Source organism: Kitasatospora sp. NPDC057198 (genome assembly GCF_042670125.1).
Lineage (GTDB): Bacteria > Actinomycetota > Actinomycetes > Streptomycetales > Streptomycetaceae > Kitasatospora.
Window position 1 is genome coordinate 1 of the sequence record NZ_JBHUWH010000176.1, and the last position, 14,647, is coordinate 14,647.

The window sequence follows — 14,647 nt, forward strand, 5'->3', positions numbered from 1 at the left end:
GGCGGGGACTGAGCGGCTGGGCGGGGACTGAAGGGCCCGGTGGGGGAGTGCGGGTGGGGCCGGGGCGGCGGTCCCGGCCCGGAGCGGCACGGCCCTTCGGCGGGGTCCGACCGCCAGCAGCACGGCCCCGCCGTTCCCCGGGCCCCCTGGCGGGGCCCGGACTCCGGGGTCAGGCGGGCGCGGCGCACTGGTCCGCCCAGGAGACGGCTCGTCCGGTCGGGTCGACCGGTTCGTACCAGGAGCTCAGGCCGAGCAGCCTGCTGCCGAGTTCGGTGAGTCGGGCGGTCGGGTAGCGCTTGGACTCGTGCAGGACGGGGTCGCCGACCAGGGTGCGGTTCCAGCGGGGGGTGCGCAGGTGGCGCCAGGAGTCGACGCGGGACTTGCGCAGCCGCTCGTGCTCCTCGAGGGCGGGCATCATCGACAGGTACTGCACGGCGCGCACTCCCCGCTCGGAGCGGTTGCCGGCGACGCCGTGCGCCAGCAGGCCGTTCCAGATCAGCAGGTCGCCGGGGTGCAGTTCGGGGCGGACCACCGGCAGTTCGGCGCGGTCGAAGTCCGGGCGGGACGGGTCGCGGTCGGCGGGCTGGGCGGCCCGCCAGGAGTCGAACCGGCGGAACAGCTCCGGGCAGCAGTGGAAGCCGCCGGTCTCCGGCGCGGTCTCGCTCAGCGCGATGATGCCCTGCACCCGCTGCGGCGGTACGCCCAGGGCGGTGTCGACGTCCCAGTGCAGCCGGACGTCGGTGCCGTGGTCGGCGGGGTCGACCAGCGCCCGGTCGCGGTTGCCGCGGTTGGGCGGGTTGAGGTTGAGCCGGTCCAGGGTGACCCACAGCTCCTCGCAGTCCCAGACGTCCACGAAGGCGTCGTAGACCCGCTGGTCCTGCCGGCTGTCCCAGAGCAGTTGGTGGTGGTACGCCTCGACGAAGCCGTAGGCGTGCAGCCGCTGGTCCAGTTCGGAGCGGAAGGGCCGGTCGGCGAACCAGCCGTCCGGGTCCTGCGGGTCGAGGCCCTGGAACTCCCAGGCGAAGTCCAGCATCCGGCGGGCGTGCTCGGCGGGCACCGCCTCGCGGACGACCACGTAGCCGTAGGTCTGCCAGTGCGCGAAGTCCTCCGCCGAGAGCACCCGCAGCGGACGGGTCTTGGACAGCTCGCGCAGGGTGTGCTGGGCGAGGTACGACTCGCCGTCGTCGCTGAAGTACGGGCGCTCGCTCGCCGCCCGGTGGAGGTGGGCGCGGCGGGACGGGGCGAACATCATGGGACAGCCCTCCAGTTGGGCGTGCGGACGTCGTGCGGACGTCGTGCGGGAGGCGGACGGGCGGCCGCGGGCCCCGGCGCGGCTCCGGTGCGGCCTCGCGGGCAGGCGGGCGGGCCGGGCGGACGGGGTGCGGCACGGAGAATGGCGGGAACGCGCTCCGGGCCGGGGAGCGGCGACCGGTCGCGGCCGACCCCCGCAGCGGGGCCGAAGAGCCGGGGCGACGGGGAAGGGCGGCGCGGAGGGTGCGCCGCAGTCGCTCCGACCGCCAGATTGGTTCAGACCAAACGTGTTGTCAAGTTCCTGACCAGTAACCGCGATCGGCCGCGGGAGCCGGCCCGCCGCCGTCCGCCGGAGCGGGCCCGGGGTCGTCGTCCGCGGCCGCGGGCCCGGCCCCGTCCGCGCGCTCCGGCCCGGCCAGGGCGAGCCCCAGCTGCTCCAGGGCGCGCCCCCGGGCCCACCCGTCCCCGGACGTGCCGTGCAGCTCCAGCGCCCGGCGCAGGCAGCCCACCGCCTGCGGCAGCCGCCCCAGCGTCCGGTGCACGGTGCCCAGGTGGAGCAGCGCCAGGCCCTCGGTGTGCGGATCGGGCCCGGTGGAGCGCAGCGAGAGCGCCTCCAGCAGGAAGCGCTCCGCGTCCTCCGGCCGCCCCAGCCGCAGCGAGGCGTCGCCCAGGTGGGTCAGGGTCACCCGCTCCGCCCGGCGCCGGCCGGTCGTCCGGGCCAGCGGCAGGGCCGGCTCCAGCAGCTCGAGGGCCTCCGCCGCCCGTCCCTGGCGCAGGACCAGCTCCGCCAGCTCGTTGCGCGCCGCGCACTCGCTCTCCGGGTCCGGCCCGCCGTCCGTGCAGCGCTCCAGCGCCCGCCGCAGGTGGATCTCCGCCTCCACCGGCCGCCCCGCGTGCCACTGCGCCGTGCCCAGCAGCGCCAGCGACGCCGTCAGGGCCCGCGGATCGGTGCTACCGGCCGCCGCCGCCACGGCTATCCGGGCCGCGTCCAGCCACTCCGCCCGGTACTGCTGCCGGTGGAAGAACGACCACAGCGCGAACGGCAGCTGCCAGGCCGCGGGCGGCCGCCCCGCCCGCGCCGCGTGCCGGATCACCGACAGCAGGTCCGCCAGGTGCGCCTCGCACCAGGCCACCGCCTCCTCGACCGCCCCGAACACCGGCGGCCGCACCCCCGGCAGCGGCGCCGCCCCCACCGTACGGGCCCCCGGCTCCAGCAGCCGCCCGGCCGCGTCCGCGCCCTGCCGGTACCAGTCGTACAGCCGCTCCAGCGCCGCCGCCCGGTCCCGCGGCGGGTCCTGGCTCTCCGCCAGCTCCCGGCCGTACACCTGCAGCAGCGAGTGGAAGCGGAACCGCTCCGGCGCCTCCAGCTCCAGCAGGTGCACGTCCGCCAGCACGTCCAGCAGTTCGTGCGCGTTGCCCGCGGTGGTGCCCAGCAGCGCCGCCGCCGCCTCCGCGGTCAGCGCCGCCCCCGGGTGCAGCGCCAGCAGCCGGAACGCCCGGGCCGGCTCCGGCGCCAGCGCCCGGTACGACCAGGAGAACACCGTCCGCAGCGCCGAGTCGCCGTCGTCCGCCGCCGCCAGCACCCGCAGCCGGGTGCGGTCCGAGCGCAGTTCCTCGTTCACCCGGGCCGGCGTCAGACCCGGCCGGGACAGCGCCCGTTCGGCCGCCACCAGCAGCGCCAGCGGCAACCGGCCGCAGCGCAGCACCAGTTCGCGGGCTGCCGCCGGATCCGCGTCCACCCGCTCCGGACCCAGCGTGCGGCGCAGCAGTTCCACCGCCCGCTCCTCGGGCAGCGGGGCCAGCGTGACGCGCCGCGCCCCGTCCCGCACCACCAGGCCGGCCATCCTGGTCCGGCTGGTCACCAGCACCAGGCAGCCCGGCGCGCCCGGCAGCAGCGGACGGACCTGGGCGGGCGCCGCCGCGTTGTCCAGCACCAGCAGCACCCGCCGCCCGGCCAGCAGGGTGCGCAGCAGCGCGCTGCGCTCCGGCACCCGGGGCGGGACCGACCCCGCGTCGGCGCCCAGCGCCCGCAGGAAGCCGTCCAGCACCTCGCCCGGCTCCCGGGGCGCACCCGAACTGCCGTGCCCCGCCAGGTCGCTGAACAGCACCCCGTCCGGGAACCGGTCGCGCACCCGGTGCGCCCACCGCACCACCAGCGCGGTCTTGCCGACGCCGCCCATACCGTCCACCACCCACACCCGCGGGCCGCCCTCGCCCCAGCGCGGCCGGGCCGCCGCCAGCGCCCCGTCCAGCTCGGCCAGCTCCTCCTCCCGGCCCGCGAACACCCCGGGCGCCGGGGGCAGTTGCGCCGGGACCGCGACCGGGGCGGCGGGCGAGACCGGCGCGGTCGTGGCGGCGTGCGCGGCCGCGGCGGCGGGCTGCGGGGCGGCGTCCAGCGGGCCCAGCCGCTCCGGGGCCACCCCCAGCGCCCGCGCGCAGGCCGCCGCCAGGAGCCCGTTGCCGGGTCGCCGACCGGTCTCCACCCGGCTCAGGTAGCTCTTGCTGTAACTGGTCTCCCGGGCGAGCTCCGCGAGGGAGACCCCGCGCTCCTCCCGCAGCGCCCGCAGCCGCTCGCCGAACCTCACGGCCCCGGCCCCCACCCTCCTGATGTGCTGTCACCACCCGGCGCGCGCGTTGCCACGGGTGTTGCCACCCGCCCCCTGGCAACGGGCAACACCTTGCCGCCGCCCCGGCCGACCCGAAGGATGGGGAACGGCGCCCGGCCCCGCAGCACGCCGCGCGCCAGCCTAGTCCGTCGCCGGGGAAGCGGCGGACGGGCCGTCCACCGGAACCGACCAGCCCAGCGGAGTGCGATGCCCCGAGAGCCCGCCCCCGAACACCCCGCCGCGGGCCCGCCCGGCCGGTGACCGCGGGCCCGCCCGGCCGCCGGGCACGGACGCCGGCGCCCGTCCGTTGGCCGCAGGGAACCGGGAACGGAGAACGGGGAGCGGAGCGATGGTGCCCTACCTGATCGTGCTGGCCGTGCTGGGCACCGTACTGACCGGGCTCGGCCTCGCCGGGCAGGCGCTGCGCCGGCGCGGCGGCACCGGCGCCGACGCCCTGCGCGGCGCGCTGGCCGGGTACGAGGAGGCGATGCGCGCCACCTCGTACCGGGCGCACGTGGAACTGCGCGCCGAGGCCGACCGCGTCGCCCCGCTCGAGGCGCCCGACGGCTTCCGGCCCGTCCTCGGCCCGCGCGGCCGGGTGCCGGCGGGCGGCCGCCGGCCGGTCAGGCGGTGGTGGCGGCGGTGACCGTCACCTTGAGGTGCTTCATGATCGGCTGGTCGCTCTGCGCGCTGTAGTCGCCGATCGCGCACAGCACGTTCATCTCCGGCATGTAGCCGGCCGCGCAGCCCCGGGGCAGGTCGTACGGGACGGCGAGGTAGCCGTGCAGCGAGCGGGTCGAGCCGTCCCGGGCGGTGGCGGTGACGTCCACCGGGTCGAACTCGCGGAGGTGGCGTTCGCGCATGTCCTGGCGGTTCATGAAGACCAGCGTGCGCAGGTTCTTCACGCCCCGGTAGCGGTCGTCGTCCGAGTAGATCGTGGTGTTCCACTGGTCGTGCGAGCGCATCGTGCCCAGCACCAGCGTCCCCGGCTCGGGCAGCACGTCCGGCAGCGGGGCGGCGGAGAACTCGGCCCGCCCCGACGGCGTCAGGAACACCAGCTCGCGGGCGGGCTGCCGGATCCGGAAGCCCAGCGGCAGGCGCACCCGCCGGTTGAAGTCCTCGAAGCCGTCCAGCACCTTCGCCATGGTGTCGCGGATCCGGTCGTAGTCCTCGACGTACCACTCCCAGGGCGTCCCGCTGTCCGGCAGCGCCGCCCGGGCCAGGCCCGCGATGATCGCCGGCTCGGAGAGCAGCTGCCGGGACGCGGGCTTCTTCCGCATCCCCACCGACAGGTGCACCATGCTCATCGAGTCCTCCACCGAGGACGCCTGCACGCCGCCGCGCTGCCGGTCCTGCTCGGTGCGGCCCAGGCAGGGCAGGATCAGCGCCCGCCGCCCGTGCACCAGGTGGCTGCGGTTCAGCTTCGTCGACACGTGCACCGTCAACTCGCAGCGGCGCAGCGCCCCGTACGTGTAGGCGGTGTCCGGCGCGGCCAGCGCGAAGTTGCCGCCCATCCCGACGAACACCTTCACCTCGCCGCGCGCCATCGCCCCGATCACCCCGACGGTGTCCAGCCCGTGCGCGCGCGGCGCGTCGATCCCGCAGACCTGCGAGAGCCGGTCCAGGAACTCCGGCGCCGGCCGGTGGTCGATCCCGCAGGTCCGGTTGCCCTGCACGTTGGAGTGCCCGCGCACCGGCGACGGGCCGGTGCCCTCCCGGCCCAGGTTGCCGCGCAGCAGCAGCACGTTGACGATCTCCCGCACGGTATCCACCCCGTGCTCGTGCTGGGTGACGCCCAGGCACCAGGAGAAGATCGACCGGTCCGCCTCCCGGTACACCCGGGCCGCCGCCAGCAGTTGCGGCCGGCTCAGGCCGCTCTGCCGCTCCAACTCCTCCCAGGGCGTCTTCTCCACCAGCTCCCGGTACGCCGCGAACCCGGTGGTGTACCGCTCGACGAACTCCTCGTCCAGCGCCTTCGGGTCCTGCGCCGACTGCTCCAGCACCGCCTTCGCGATGCCCCGCAGCAGCGCCATGTCCCCGCCGATCCGCACCTGCAGGTTCAGGCTGCTGGTGGACGTGGCCCGCCCCAGCGCCATGTTCGCGAACTCGTGCGGCACGATGGTGCGGGTCGCCGCCGCCTCCACCAGCGGGTTGACGTGCACCACCTTCGCCCCGCGCCGGGTCGCGTCGGCCAGCGCGGTCAGCATCCGCGGCGCGTTGGACGCCGCGTTGACGCCCAGGATGAACAGCGCGTCCGCCGCCTCCCAGTCGCGCAGGTCGGCCGTCCCCTTGCCCGTCCCGATCGACGCCGTCAGCGCCCGCCCCGACGCCTCGTGGCACATGTTCGAACAGTCGGGCAGGTTGTTGGTGCCCAGCTCACGGGCCATCAGCTGGTACAGGAAGGTGGCCTCGTTGCCCAGCCGCCCCGAGGTGTAGAACGCCGCCTCGTTCGGGTCGTCCAGGCCGCGCACCACCTCGCCGAACAGGTCGAAGGCCCGCTGCCAGTCGATCGGGACGTACCGGTCGGTGTCCGGGTCGTAGACCATCGGCTCGGTCAGCCGCCCCTGGTCCTCCAGCGCGAAGTCGCTCCACTCCGACAGTTCGGAGACGGTGTGCGCGGCGAAGAACTCCCGGCCCACCCGCTTGCCCGTCATCTCCCAGGTGACGTGCTTGATCCCGTTCTCGCAGATGTCCAGGTGCAGGCCCTTGTAGTCGTCCGGCCAGGCGCACCCGGGACAGTCGAACCCGCCGTCCTCGTGGTTCATCCGCAGCACCGCCCGGGGCCCCTCCACCCACTCCCCGGTCGCCGCCAGCACCTTCGCCACGCTCTTCGCCGCACCCCACCCCGCCGCCGGGTGCCGGTACGGTTCGAACGACGGCGGCGCCGACGGCTCCGCCCCCACACTCGGTTCCACCTGCGGTTCTTCGGCAGCGGTCACGGCACGCCTCCCGGCTCTCGGACACTTCCACACGGCAACGGCACCCCCATCGTGCCCACCGCGGGCCCGCCCGAGCCCCACCGCCGCGCCGGTCCCGGCGGCAAGACGGATCGCACGCATCCGGTTCCCCCGCGGACCGCCCCGAACGCGGTTGCCGCGCGGGCGGCCGTCAGTCGGCCGTCAGTCGGTCGACGGCCGCCCGTCCACGCCCCGGCCGCGGTGCGGCCCCGGCAGGTGGCCGGCCGGCGGGGACGGCAGCGCGGCCAGGCACCCCGGCGAGCAGGCGTTCACCAGCAGCGGCAGCACGTCCGCCCCCGAGGTGTGCAGCGAGATCCACGCCTGGTGCAGCCCCGCCGTCCCCGCCACCGGCCCGTCGCACACCGAGCACGCCCCGACCGACTCCGCCCCCCACACCGCCGGGTCCAGCGCCGCCGCCGCTCCCGGGGCGGGCTCCGCCAGCGCCGGGAACGGCATCCGGTTCTTCGGATTCCCGTACAGCGCCCGGGTGCTGACCGTGCTACGGCGCAGCAGCGGCAGCCGGGCCAGCTCGTACGGGAACCAGTGCAGCCGGTACGAGGTGTACGGGGTGAACTCCTCCAGCGCCCGCATCCCGCCGATCTCCGGCGGGATCCGCACCAGGTTCGACCGGTACAGCCGCAGGTGCCGCACCTTCGTCAGCGCGCCGACGGACGGCGGCAGCGTCACCACCTGCCGGCGCTGCTCCGCCGTCAGCTCCTCCAGCGGCGCGAACTCCTCCCGCCCGTCCGCCGCCGCCTCCTCGACCAGCTCCAGCAGCCGCAGCCACCCCGGCGCCGAGACGTCCTGCCGCTCGCGGTGGAACCGCACCCGCCGCCGCCCCGCGCAGGAGCACCCGTCCACCGGCCCGGCCGGGCCGGGGAAGCGGTTCACGAACACCTGCGGCGCCTCGTCCATCCGCACACCCTAGCGGGCCGGGTCGTACGCGTGCGGTGAATCCTCCAGCAGGCCGGGGCGGTCCGGGAACTGGAACTGGGTCGGCGGTGCCGTGTCGCCGAAGGAACGGACGAACTCCGCCGGGTGCAGGGCGAATTCGCGGCGGAGCCGGGCCGCGGCGGGATCGGCGGCGAGGTGCGGGGCGAGGGCCGCGCAGGTGCGGACGCCGAGGTGCGGGTGGGCGAGCCAGCGGTGGGTGTCGCCGCCGAGCTGGGCCAGCGCGGTCACGGTGGTCGCGAGGTGGTGCGGCGAACCGGTGCTGTCGGCGAGAGCGGCCAACCTCGCGCGCAGGCGGGGGAGTTCGGCATCGGCCGCGGGGTGGCGGGCCAGCACGCCGACGGCCGCGGCGGCGTACGCCCGGCGGGCGGGACGGTCGGAGCCGAGGTACGGCAGGACCCGGTCCAGCAGGGCGGGGGCCAGGTCGAAGCAGGCCAGCGCGGCCCGGTCGAGGACGAGCTCGCCCAGGCCCGTCCCGTCCGCCCAGAACGCGGGCCGCTGCGCGGGGGCCGCCGTCAGGTAGCGGCCCGTCCAGGCGGCCAGCTCTCCCACGCGGCCCCCGGCCTCCTCCCGTATTCGGGCGGCCCGGCCGCCCAGGTCGGCGGCCAGCCCCACCGCGTACAGGTAGACCAGCAGCGCGTCCGGCAGCGTCGGGTCCGCCCGGTCCAGCCGGGGATCGTCCAGCAGGTCCGCGGCCAGCAGCGCGGTCGGCCCCGTCGCCGGCCAGGCCCGCCCCTCCTGGCGCAGCGTCACCGACCACAGGTGGGTGTACCCGCGCGTGAGGGCCGCTTCGTCGTCGCCGAGCAGCGCGGCCAGGTGCCCCGGTGTGTCGTCCGCGGGCCCCTCGGCGTGGAACAGCCCGGCCCACCTCATTGCGTCCATGACGGTGATCCTGCCACCCCCCGCCGTCGGGCCGCCGGGGCGGGGGTGGGTGAACTCCACAGGGCCGTGCGGTGGTTGTCAGCGGCGCGGGTCAGGACCGCCGCCGGCCCGGCCGTTCGCCGCGCTCCGGGCCAGGGCCCGGTCGAGGCGGGCACGGGCGGTTTCGTCGCGGGTCCAGATCCAGGCGTGCCAGGGGCGCGGCAGCTGACTGGTCCAGAGCTGGAACTCCTCGACCGCGAGGTCCTCGGAGATCCGCCAGCGGACGGTGCGGCCGGAGGCTTCGGGGACGTCGCTCAGGCCGTCGAGGCAGCGGGCGGCGAGGTGGCCGGCGGCGGCGAGGTGGCCGGCGGCGGCGAGGTGGCCGGCGCCGGTGTGGCGCTCCCAGCCGGAGAACCGGTCCAGCAGGGCGTGCGACTCGATCAGGGCCGGGACGGAGGGGGCGATCTCCAGGAACACGCCGCTCCCGTCCGCCACCCCGGCCCGCCCGTCGGTGTGGACGCGGTACCCCACCGGGGAGGAGACCCGCTCCCCGAACCAGTCGAAGTGCCAGCCGCCGGCCGGGTCGGCCCACATGCCCGGGTGCAGGTCGTAGACCCACTCGCGGGCTCCGCGGGGGCCGCCGCCTCGCACCAGGTAGCGCAGGCCGCCGTAGCGCTGCTCGAACCCCTCGCGGCGGATCAGCAGCAGCGCCGGCGGCGGCACCTGCCGCCCGGTGCGGTCGCGGACCCGCAGGAAGTCCCCGGCGAGCCGGGGTTCCGCGGGCGGCTCCCGCCGCCCGGTGCGGCGCAGCAGGTCCTGCGCGAGGGGGGAGAGGCCGGTGGGATCGTCCAGGACGTGCATCCGGGCGTCATCTTCTTCTTCGTGGATCCGGGGGAAGCGGCGGGCGCGTTCCGCGGACCCGCGTGCCGCCGCCCCCGCACGCTACCGCGCGGGGTGGCGGGCGGGAAGAGCGGCGGCGGGCTGCGACAATGGGGGCGACGATCTTCGTACCGACGCGTCAGAAGCGGCAGACAGACAGTGAGGTTGCCTTGTCCAAGGTCAAGCTGAGCACCAATCACGGCGACATCGTGATCCGGCTGGACGCCGAGAAGGCCCCGGCCACGGTCGCGAACTTCCTGCAGTACGTGCGGGACGGCTTCTACAGCGGCACCGTCTTCCACCGGGTCATCGACGACTTCATGGTGCAGGGCGGCGGCATGGAGCCGGGCCTGCGCCGCAAGGAGACCCGGGCCCCGATCCGGAACGAGGCCGACAACGGGCTGAAGAACAACCGGTACACCGTGGCGATGGCCCGCACCTCGGACCCGCACTCGGCCACCGCCCAGTTCTTCATCAACGTCGCCGACAACGCCTTCCTCGACCACACCGCCAAGAGCGGTTCGGACTGGGGCTACGCCGTGTTCGGCGAGGTCGTCGAGGGCCGGGAGGTGGTGGACGAGATCAAGTCGGTGCCCACCACCTCCAAGGGCGGCCACGCGGACGTCCCCAGGGAGGACGTGCTGCTGCTCTCCGCCGAGGTCGTCGAGTAGGGACGCCCGCCGCGCGCACTGCCCCGGCCCCCGGGGGAGCGGGGGCCGGGGCAGTGCGCGCGGGGCACAGGGGGTGCTGGGCGCGCGGCGCGCTCAGTCGACCGACAGGGCCGCCGCCAGCGGGAGTTCGCCGCAGTTCGGCCCCGCCTGCAGGACGAAGGTGCCCGGCTCGGTCAGCCAGGCGTGCTCCGCCACCGACCAGTGCTCCAGGGCGCGGCCCGGCAGCACCAGGTCCACCTCGACCCGCTCGCCCGGCCCCGCCTCGGCGGTGCCGAACCCGGCCAGCCAGCGCACCGGCCGCTCCAGCCCCGAACCCGGCCGCGACAGGTACAGCTGCACCGTCTCCCGGGAGCGGCGCGGTCCCTCGTTGCGCAGCGCCACCCGCACCGTGCGCGAGCCGTCCGCCGCCGGGGCCGAGGGCACGCCGAGCGACAGGTAGCGCCACTCGCCCCAGCCCAGCCCGTGCCCGAACCAGTACGCGGGGGTGCGGCCGGCCCGCAGCCAGCCCCGGTGGCCCAGGTGCAGGCCCTCCGCGTACTCCAGCCGCCCGCCGGTCGGGGCGGTCGAGTACACCGGGCAGTCGGCCTCGGCGTCCGGCCAGGTGGTCGGCAGCCGCCCGCCCGGCTCGGCCAGGCCCAGCAGCACCTCGGCCAGCGCGTCGCCGCCCTCCTGGCCGGGGAACCAGCAGGTCAGCACCGCGCCGACCCGCTCGCGCCAGGGCAGCAGCACCGGACTGCCGGTGTTCACCACCACCACCGTGCGCGGGTTCGCCGCCGCGACCGCCTCCACCAGCTCGTCCTGCCGGCCCGGCAGCCGCAGACCGGCCCGGTCGAAGCCCTCGCTCTCGTGCTCGTCCGTGGTGCCGACCACCACCACCGCGACGTCCGCCGCCGCGGCCAGCTCCACCGCGTGCGCGAACTCCCGCTCCAGCTCGGCCTCCGGCCGGTCGGCGGCCAGCACCAGCACCCGCCCGTGCGGCTCCTCCACCGTCCTCCGGGCCAGCAGCTCCACCTGCCGGCCCTCCGCCAGCTCCAGCTCCACCTGCCGGAACGAGGGCGACACGTGCAGGTACGTCGGATCGTCCGACAGCGGCGCCACGTACTCCTCCAGCAGCACCTCCCCGTCCGCCTCCAGGCGCAGCGCGCCCAGGCCCACCACGCCCAGGCGCCAGCGGCCCGCGGACGGCGCGGTGAACCGGGTCGCCACCTCGATGGTGCGCACCGGTGCCAGGTCGACCTCCCCCGTCGGCTCCAGCACCCGCCCGGTCGAGCGCGCCTCGGCGTGCACCAGGGAGCCGTCGGCCGCCAGGTAGCGCACCAGCACGCCCGGCGCCGAACCGTCCGGCAGCACGCAGTCCGCGGCCACCAGCGGCGTCGGGCGCAGGTTGGTGTGCACCCCCGGCGCGTGCACCACCTCCACCGCCGGGTCCAGCGCGGCGCGCAGGCCGTTCAGCGGCGAGACCGGCGCGGCCGGGAACACCGAGGCGCTGCCGCCGCCCTGCACCCGGGCCGTCGCCGCGTTCGGGCCGAGCACCGCGACCCGGCGCAGCGCCGCGGTGTCCAGCGGCAGCAGCCGCCCCGGGTTGTGCAGCAGCACGGTGCCGGCGACGGCCGCCGCCCGCAGCGCCCCCCGGGTCGCCGGGTCCACCGGCACCGGCGCCTGCCCGCCCGCCGCCGGCGCCTCGAACGCGCCGACCCGCGCCGCGAGCCGCAGCAGTCGCTCCACCTTGTCGTCCAGCGCCGCCGCCGGCACCCGGCCGGCCCGCACCGCCGCCGCCAGCGCCGCGCCCCACGCCGGGTTCGGCCCCGGCATCGACAGGTCGCAGGCCGCCGCCCCCGGCCCGTCCGCCTCGTGCACCGACCCCCAGTCGGAGACCACCAGCCCGTCGAAGCCCCACTCGCCCTTCAACGGCTCGGCCAGCAGCGGGTGTTCGACCATCGACGTCCCGTTGACCCGGTTGTACGCGGACATCACCGCCCACACCCCGGCCCGCACCGCCGCCTCGAACGGCGCCAGGTACACCTCGCGCAGCGTGCGCCCGTCCACCCGGGCGTCCACCGTCAGCCGCTCGGTCTCCGAGTCGTTGGCCACGTAGTGCTTGGCCGTCGCCGCGACCCCGCGCGCCTGCACGCCCGCGATGTACGCCGCCCCGATCCGGGCGGTCAGCAGCGGGTCCTCCGAGAAGCACTCGAAGTTGCGCCCGCCCAGCGGCGAGCGGTGCAGGTTCAGCGTCGGCGCCAGCACCACGTGCACCCCCTTGCGCCGGGCCTCCGCCGCCAGCAGGGAGCCCATCCGGGCCACCAGCGCCTCGTCCCAGGACGCCGCCAGCGCGGTCGCGCACGGCAGCAGCAGCGCGGTGTCCGTCTCGTCCCAGCGCTCGCCGCGCACCCCCACCGGCCCGTCCGAGCAGACGATCGGGTGCATCCCGACCGCCGGCTCCGCGCTGGTGCGGAAGGTGTCGCCGCCGGAGACCAGCCGGGCCTTCTGCTCCAGGTCGAGCACCCGGTGGTCGGATCCGCTTGCGGGAGTGGTGAGTTGGGATGGCATGGAGAGCTGGGTCATCCTTTCGTGGCTCCTTGCATGATGCCGTCGATGATCTGGCGGCCCATCAGGAGGAAAGCGACCAGGACGGGCGCGCTGGCGACCAGGGCGCCGGTGAGGACCAGCGAGTAGTCCTTGATGTAGCCGCTGGCGAGTTCGGAGAGGGTGAGCTGGACGGTCGGGTTCTGCTGGGTCATGACGACCTTGGGCCAGTAGAAGTCGTTCCAGGCGGCCATGAAGGTCAGCATGCCCAGGACGCTCATCGCGGGGCGGGCGGCGGGCAGCACCACGTGCCAGACCAGGCCGCGGGTGGTGCAGCCGTCCATCCGGCCGGCGTCCAGGAGTTCGTCGGGGACGGCGCCGATCAGGTACTGGCGCATGAAGAACAGGCCGAAGGCGTTGGCGGCGGCCGGGACGATCAGCGCCTGGAGGTGGTCGGCCCAGTGGAACCAGTTGGCCATCATGATGTAGAGCGGGATGATGCCCAGCTGGGTGGGGACCATCATGGTGGCGACCACCGAGGCGAGCAGCGTGTTGCGGCCGCGGAAGCGGAGCTTGGCGAACGCGAAGCCGCCCAGGGTGCTGGTCAGCACCACGCTGGCGGTGACGGTGGTGGCCACGACCAGCGAGTTGACCATCGCCAGCCGCAGGTCGGTCTGGGCGAACACCTGGGTGATGTTGTGCCAGAGCCGGCCGCCGGGCAGCAGCACCGGGGGCATCTGGTGGATCTCGGTGTTGGTGCGCGAGGCCGCGACCAGCGTCCAGTACAGCGGGAAGAGCGAGAGCAGCACGGCGACGCCGAGGACGACGTAGACGCCGCGTCCGGCGGTCAGCTGCCGGACGGTCTTGGGCCGGCGGCGCCGGAGCAGGGCGGGGGTGGTCATTCGGCACCTCGCATCCGGCGCGCGGCCAGGAAGTTGACGATCGCGACCAGCACGATCAGCAGGAACATCGCCCAGGAGATCGCCGCACCGTAGCCGTACTTGAAGCGGCCCCAGAACTGGTTGTACGAGTACAGGGCCAGGGTCTGGAACTGGTGCTGGGAGCCGCCGGTGGTCGGGTCCTGCTGCTGGCTGAACAGCATCGGCTCGCCGAACAGCTGCAGCGCGCCGATGGTGGAGACGATGACGGTGAACAGGATGGTCGGCCGCAGCATCGGGATGGTGATGGAGCGGAACTGCCGCCAGCGGCTCGCCCCGTCCAGCGCGGCGGCCTCGTACAGCTCGAACGGCACGGACTGCATCGCGGCCAGGTAGAGCAGCGCGTTGTAGCCCGTCCAGCGCCAGGTGACGATCGCGGCGATCGCCGACCAGGAGGAGAGGGTGCCGGCCTGCCAGTCGATGTGGTCGACGCCGAACAGCGACAGGAACCAGTTGACCATGCCGAAGTCGCGGCCGAACAACTGGACGAAGATCAGCGTGACGGCGGCCACCGAGGTGACGTTGGGCAGCAGGACGCCCAGGCGCATCAGGGTGCGGCCGCGCATCCGGTAGTTGAGCAGGTGGGCCAGGCCGAGCGCGAGCAGCAGCTGCGGGACGGTGGCCAGCACGCCGATGCCCAGGGTGTTCTTGACCGCGTTCCAGAAGAACGGGTCGTCCAGCAGCTTGCGGTAGTTCTCGAAGCCGACCCACTGGCCCTCGCTGCCCGGCCGGTCGGCCCGCCAGGCGGTGAACGAGACGTAGCCGGTGTACAGCATCGGGAACAGGCCGAAGACGCCGAAGACCACGAAGAACGGCGACAGGTACAGGTAGGGCGAGACGGTGCGGTCGAGCCGGTGCCAGCGGTGGCCGGCGGTGCGGGCGGGGGCGCGGGCACCGGGGGCGGCGGCGGTCGATGCGGCCAAGGGGAGCTCCCAGGGGCGGGGACGGGACAGGCGGGTGGCCCGGGGCAGGCGGGGTGGCGCGGTGCCGGTGCGGCGTCAGGTCCGCAC

Annotated in this window: 11 protein-coding genes; 2 read left to right on the forward strand and 9 right to left on the reverse strand. The window is 75.6% G+C overall.

Annotated elements, in window-relative coordinates; genetic code table 11:
- Positions 1 to 169: 169 nt before the first annotated feature.
- The gene (locus ACFUEL_RS20425) at positions 170 to 1,252 is read right to left on the reverse strand and encodes a phytanoyl-CoA dioxygenase family protein (protein WP_380237809.1); all 1,083 of its coding nucleotides are present in this window, start codon (positions 1,250 to 1,252) and stop codon (positions 170 to 172) included.
- 292 nt (positions 1,253 to 1,544) lie between these two features.
- Positions 1,545 to 3,836 carry an ATP-binding protein gene (locus tag ACFUEL_RS20430; protein WP_380237810.1) on the reverse strand — a complete coding sequence of 764 codons (2,292 nt, stop codon included), beginning with the start codon at positions 3,834 to 3,836 and terminating at the stop codon, positions 1,545 to 1,547.
- 370 nt (positions 3,837 to 4,206) lie between these two features.
- Between ACFUEL_RS20430 and ACFUEL_RS20435 the strand changes: the two genes are divergently transcribed.
- A complete protein-coding gene (locus ACFUEL_RS20435) occupies positions 4,207 to 4,503 on the forward strand; it encodes a hypothetical protein (protein WP_380237811.1) in 297 nt (98 codons plus the stop codon).
- Here the strand turns inward: ACFUEL_RS20435 and ACFUEL_RS20440 are convergent.
- From ACFUEL_RS20440 to ACFUEL_RS20455, 4 genes are all read right to left on the reverse strand, one after another.
- Complete coding sequence (locus ACFUEL_RS20440) at positions 4,481 to 6,772, reverse strand: FdhF/YdeP family oxidoreductase (RefSeq protein ID WP_380237821.1); 2,292 nt, start codon at positions 6,770 to 6,772, stop codon at positions 4,481 to 4,483. The genes ACFUEL_RS20435 and ACFUEL_RS20440 overlap by 23 nt on opposite strands.
- Before the next feature lie 204 nt (positions 6,773 to 6,976).
- Entirely contained in the window at positions 6,977 to 7,729 is a 753-nt protein-coding gene (locus tag ACFUEL_RS20445; RefSeq protein ID WP_380237812.1) for a leucine-rich repeat domain-containing protein, read from the reverse strand.
- A gap of 9 nt (positions 7,730 to 7,738) precedes the next feature.
- A complete protein-coding gene (locus ACFUEL_RS20450) occupies positions 7,739 to 8,647 on the reverse strand; it encodes a hypothetical protein (protein ID WP_380237813.1) in 909 nt (302 codons plus the stop codon).
- Positions 8,648 to 8,725: 78 nt separating this feature from the next.
- Positions 8,726 to 9,487 carry a hypothetical protein gene (locus tag ACFUEL_RS20455; protein WP_380237814.1) on the reverse strand — a complete coding sequence of 254 codons (762 nt, stop codon included), beginning with the start codon at positions 9,485 to 9,487 and terminating at the stop codon, positions 8,726 to 8,728.
- 188 nt (positions 9,488 to 9,675) lie between these two features.
- Here ACFUEL_RS20455 and ACFUEL_RS20460 point away from each other — a divergent pair, with 188 nt between their 5' ends.
- Positions 9,676 to 10,176, forward strand: coding sequence for a peptidylprolyl isomerase (locus ACFUEL_RS20460; protein WP_380237815.1), 501 nt, complete (start codon positions 9,676 to 9,678; stop codon positions 10,174 to 10,176).
- A 93-nt stretch (positions 10,177 to 10,269) separates the two neighbouring features.
- On the opposite strand, the gene ACFUEL_RS20465 is transcribed toward ACFUEL_RS20460, so the two are convergent.
- From ACFUEL_RS20465 to ACFUEL_RS20475, 3 genes are read right to left on the reverse strand one after another with little or no spacing between them, the layout of a single operon-like run.
- A complete protein-coding gene (locus tag ACFUEL_RS20465; protein WP_380237817.1) occupies positions 10,270 to 12,738 on the reverse strand; it encodes a glycoside hydrolase family 3 C-terminal domain-containing protein in 2,469 nt (822 codons plus the stop codon).
- The gene (locus ACFUEL_RS20470) at positions 12,735 to 13,601 is read right to left on the reverse strand and encodes a carbohydrate ABC transporter permease (RefSeq protein WP_380237819.1); all 867 of its coding nucleotides are present in this window, start codon (positions 13,599 to 13,601) and stop codon (positions 12,735 to 12,737) included. Before ACFUEL_RS20470 ends, ACFUEL_RS20465 begins: the two co-directional genes overlap by 4 nt.
- The gene (locus ACFUEL_RS20475) at positions 13,598 to 14,560 is read right to left on the reverse strand and encodes a carbohydrate ABC transporter permease (protein WP_380237820.1); all 963 of its coding nucleotides are present in this window, start codon (positions 14,558 to 14,560) and stop codon (positions 13,598 to 13,600) included. Before ACFUEL_RS20475 ends, ACFUEL_RS20470 begins: the two co-directional genes overlap by 4 nt.
- Between the last annotated feature and the right edge of the window lie 87 nt (positions 14,561 to 14,647).

Excerpts from the sequence above, each read along its gene's own strand:
- ACFUEL_RS20425 (WP_380237809.1), bottom strand. The coding sequence starts at position 1,252 with ATGATGTTCGCCCCGTCCCGCCGCGCCCACCTCCACCGGGCGGCGAGC.
- ACFUEL_RS20455 (WP_380237814.1), bottom strand. The coding sequence starts at position 9,487 with ATGCACGTCCTGGACGATCCCACCGGCCTCTCCCCCCTCGCGCAGGAC.
- ACFUEL_RS20450 (WP_380237813.1), bottom strand. The coding sequence starts at position 8,647 with ATGGACGCAATGAGGTGGGCCGGGCTGTTCCACGCCGAGGGGCCCGCG.
- ACFUEL_RS20465 (WP_380237817.1), bottom strand. The coding sequence starts at position 12,738 with ATGACCCAGCTCTCCATGCCATCCCAACTCACCACTCCCGCAAGCGGA.
- ACFUEL_RS20445 (WP_380237812.1), bottom strand. The coding sequence starts at position 7,729 with ATGGACGAGGCGCCGCAGGTGTTCGTGAACCGCTTCCCCGGCCCGGCC.
- ACFUEL_RS20470 (WP_380237819.1), bottom strand. The coding sequence starts at position 13,601 with ATGACCACCCCCGCCCTGCTCCGGCGCCGCCGGCCCAAGACCGTCCGG.
- ACFUEL_RS20435 (WP_380237811.1), top strand. The coding sequence starts at position 4,207 with ATGGTGCCCTACCTGATCGTGCTGGCCGTGCTGGGCACCGTACTGACC.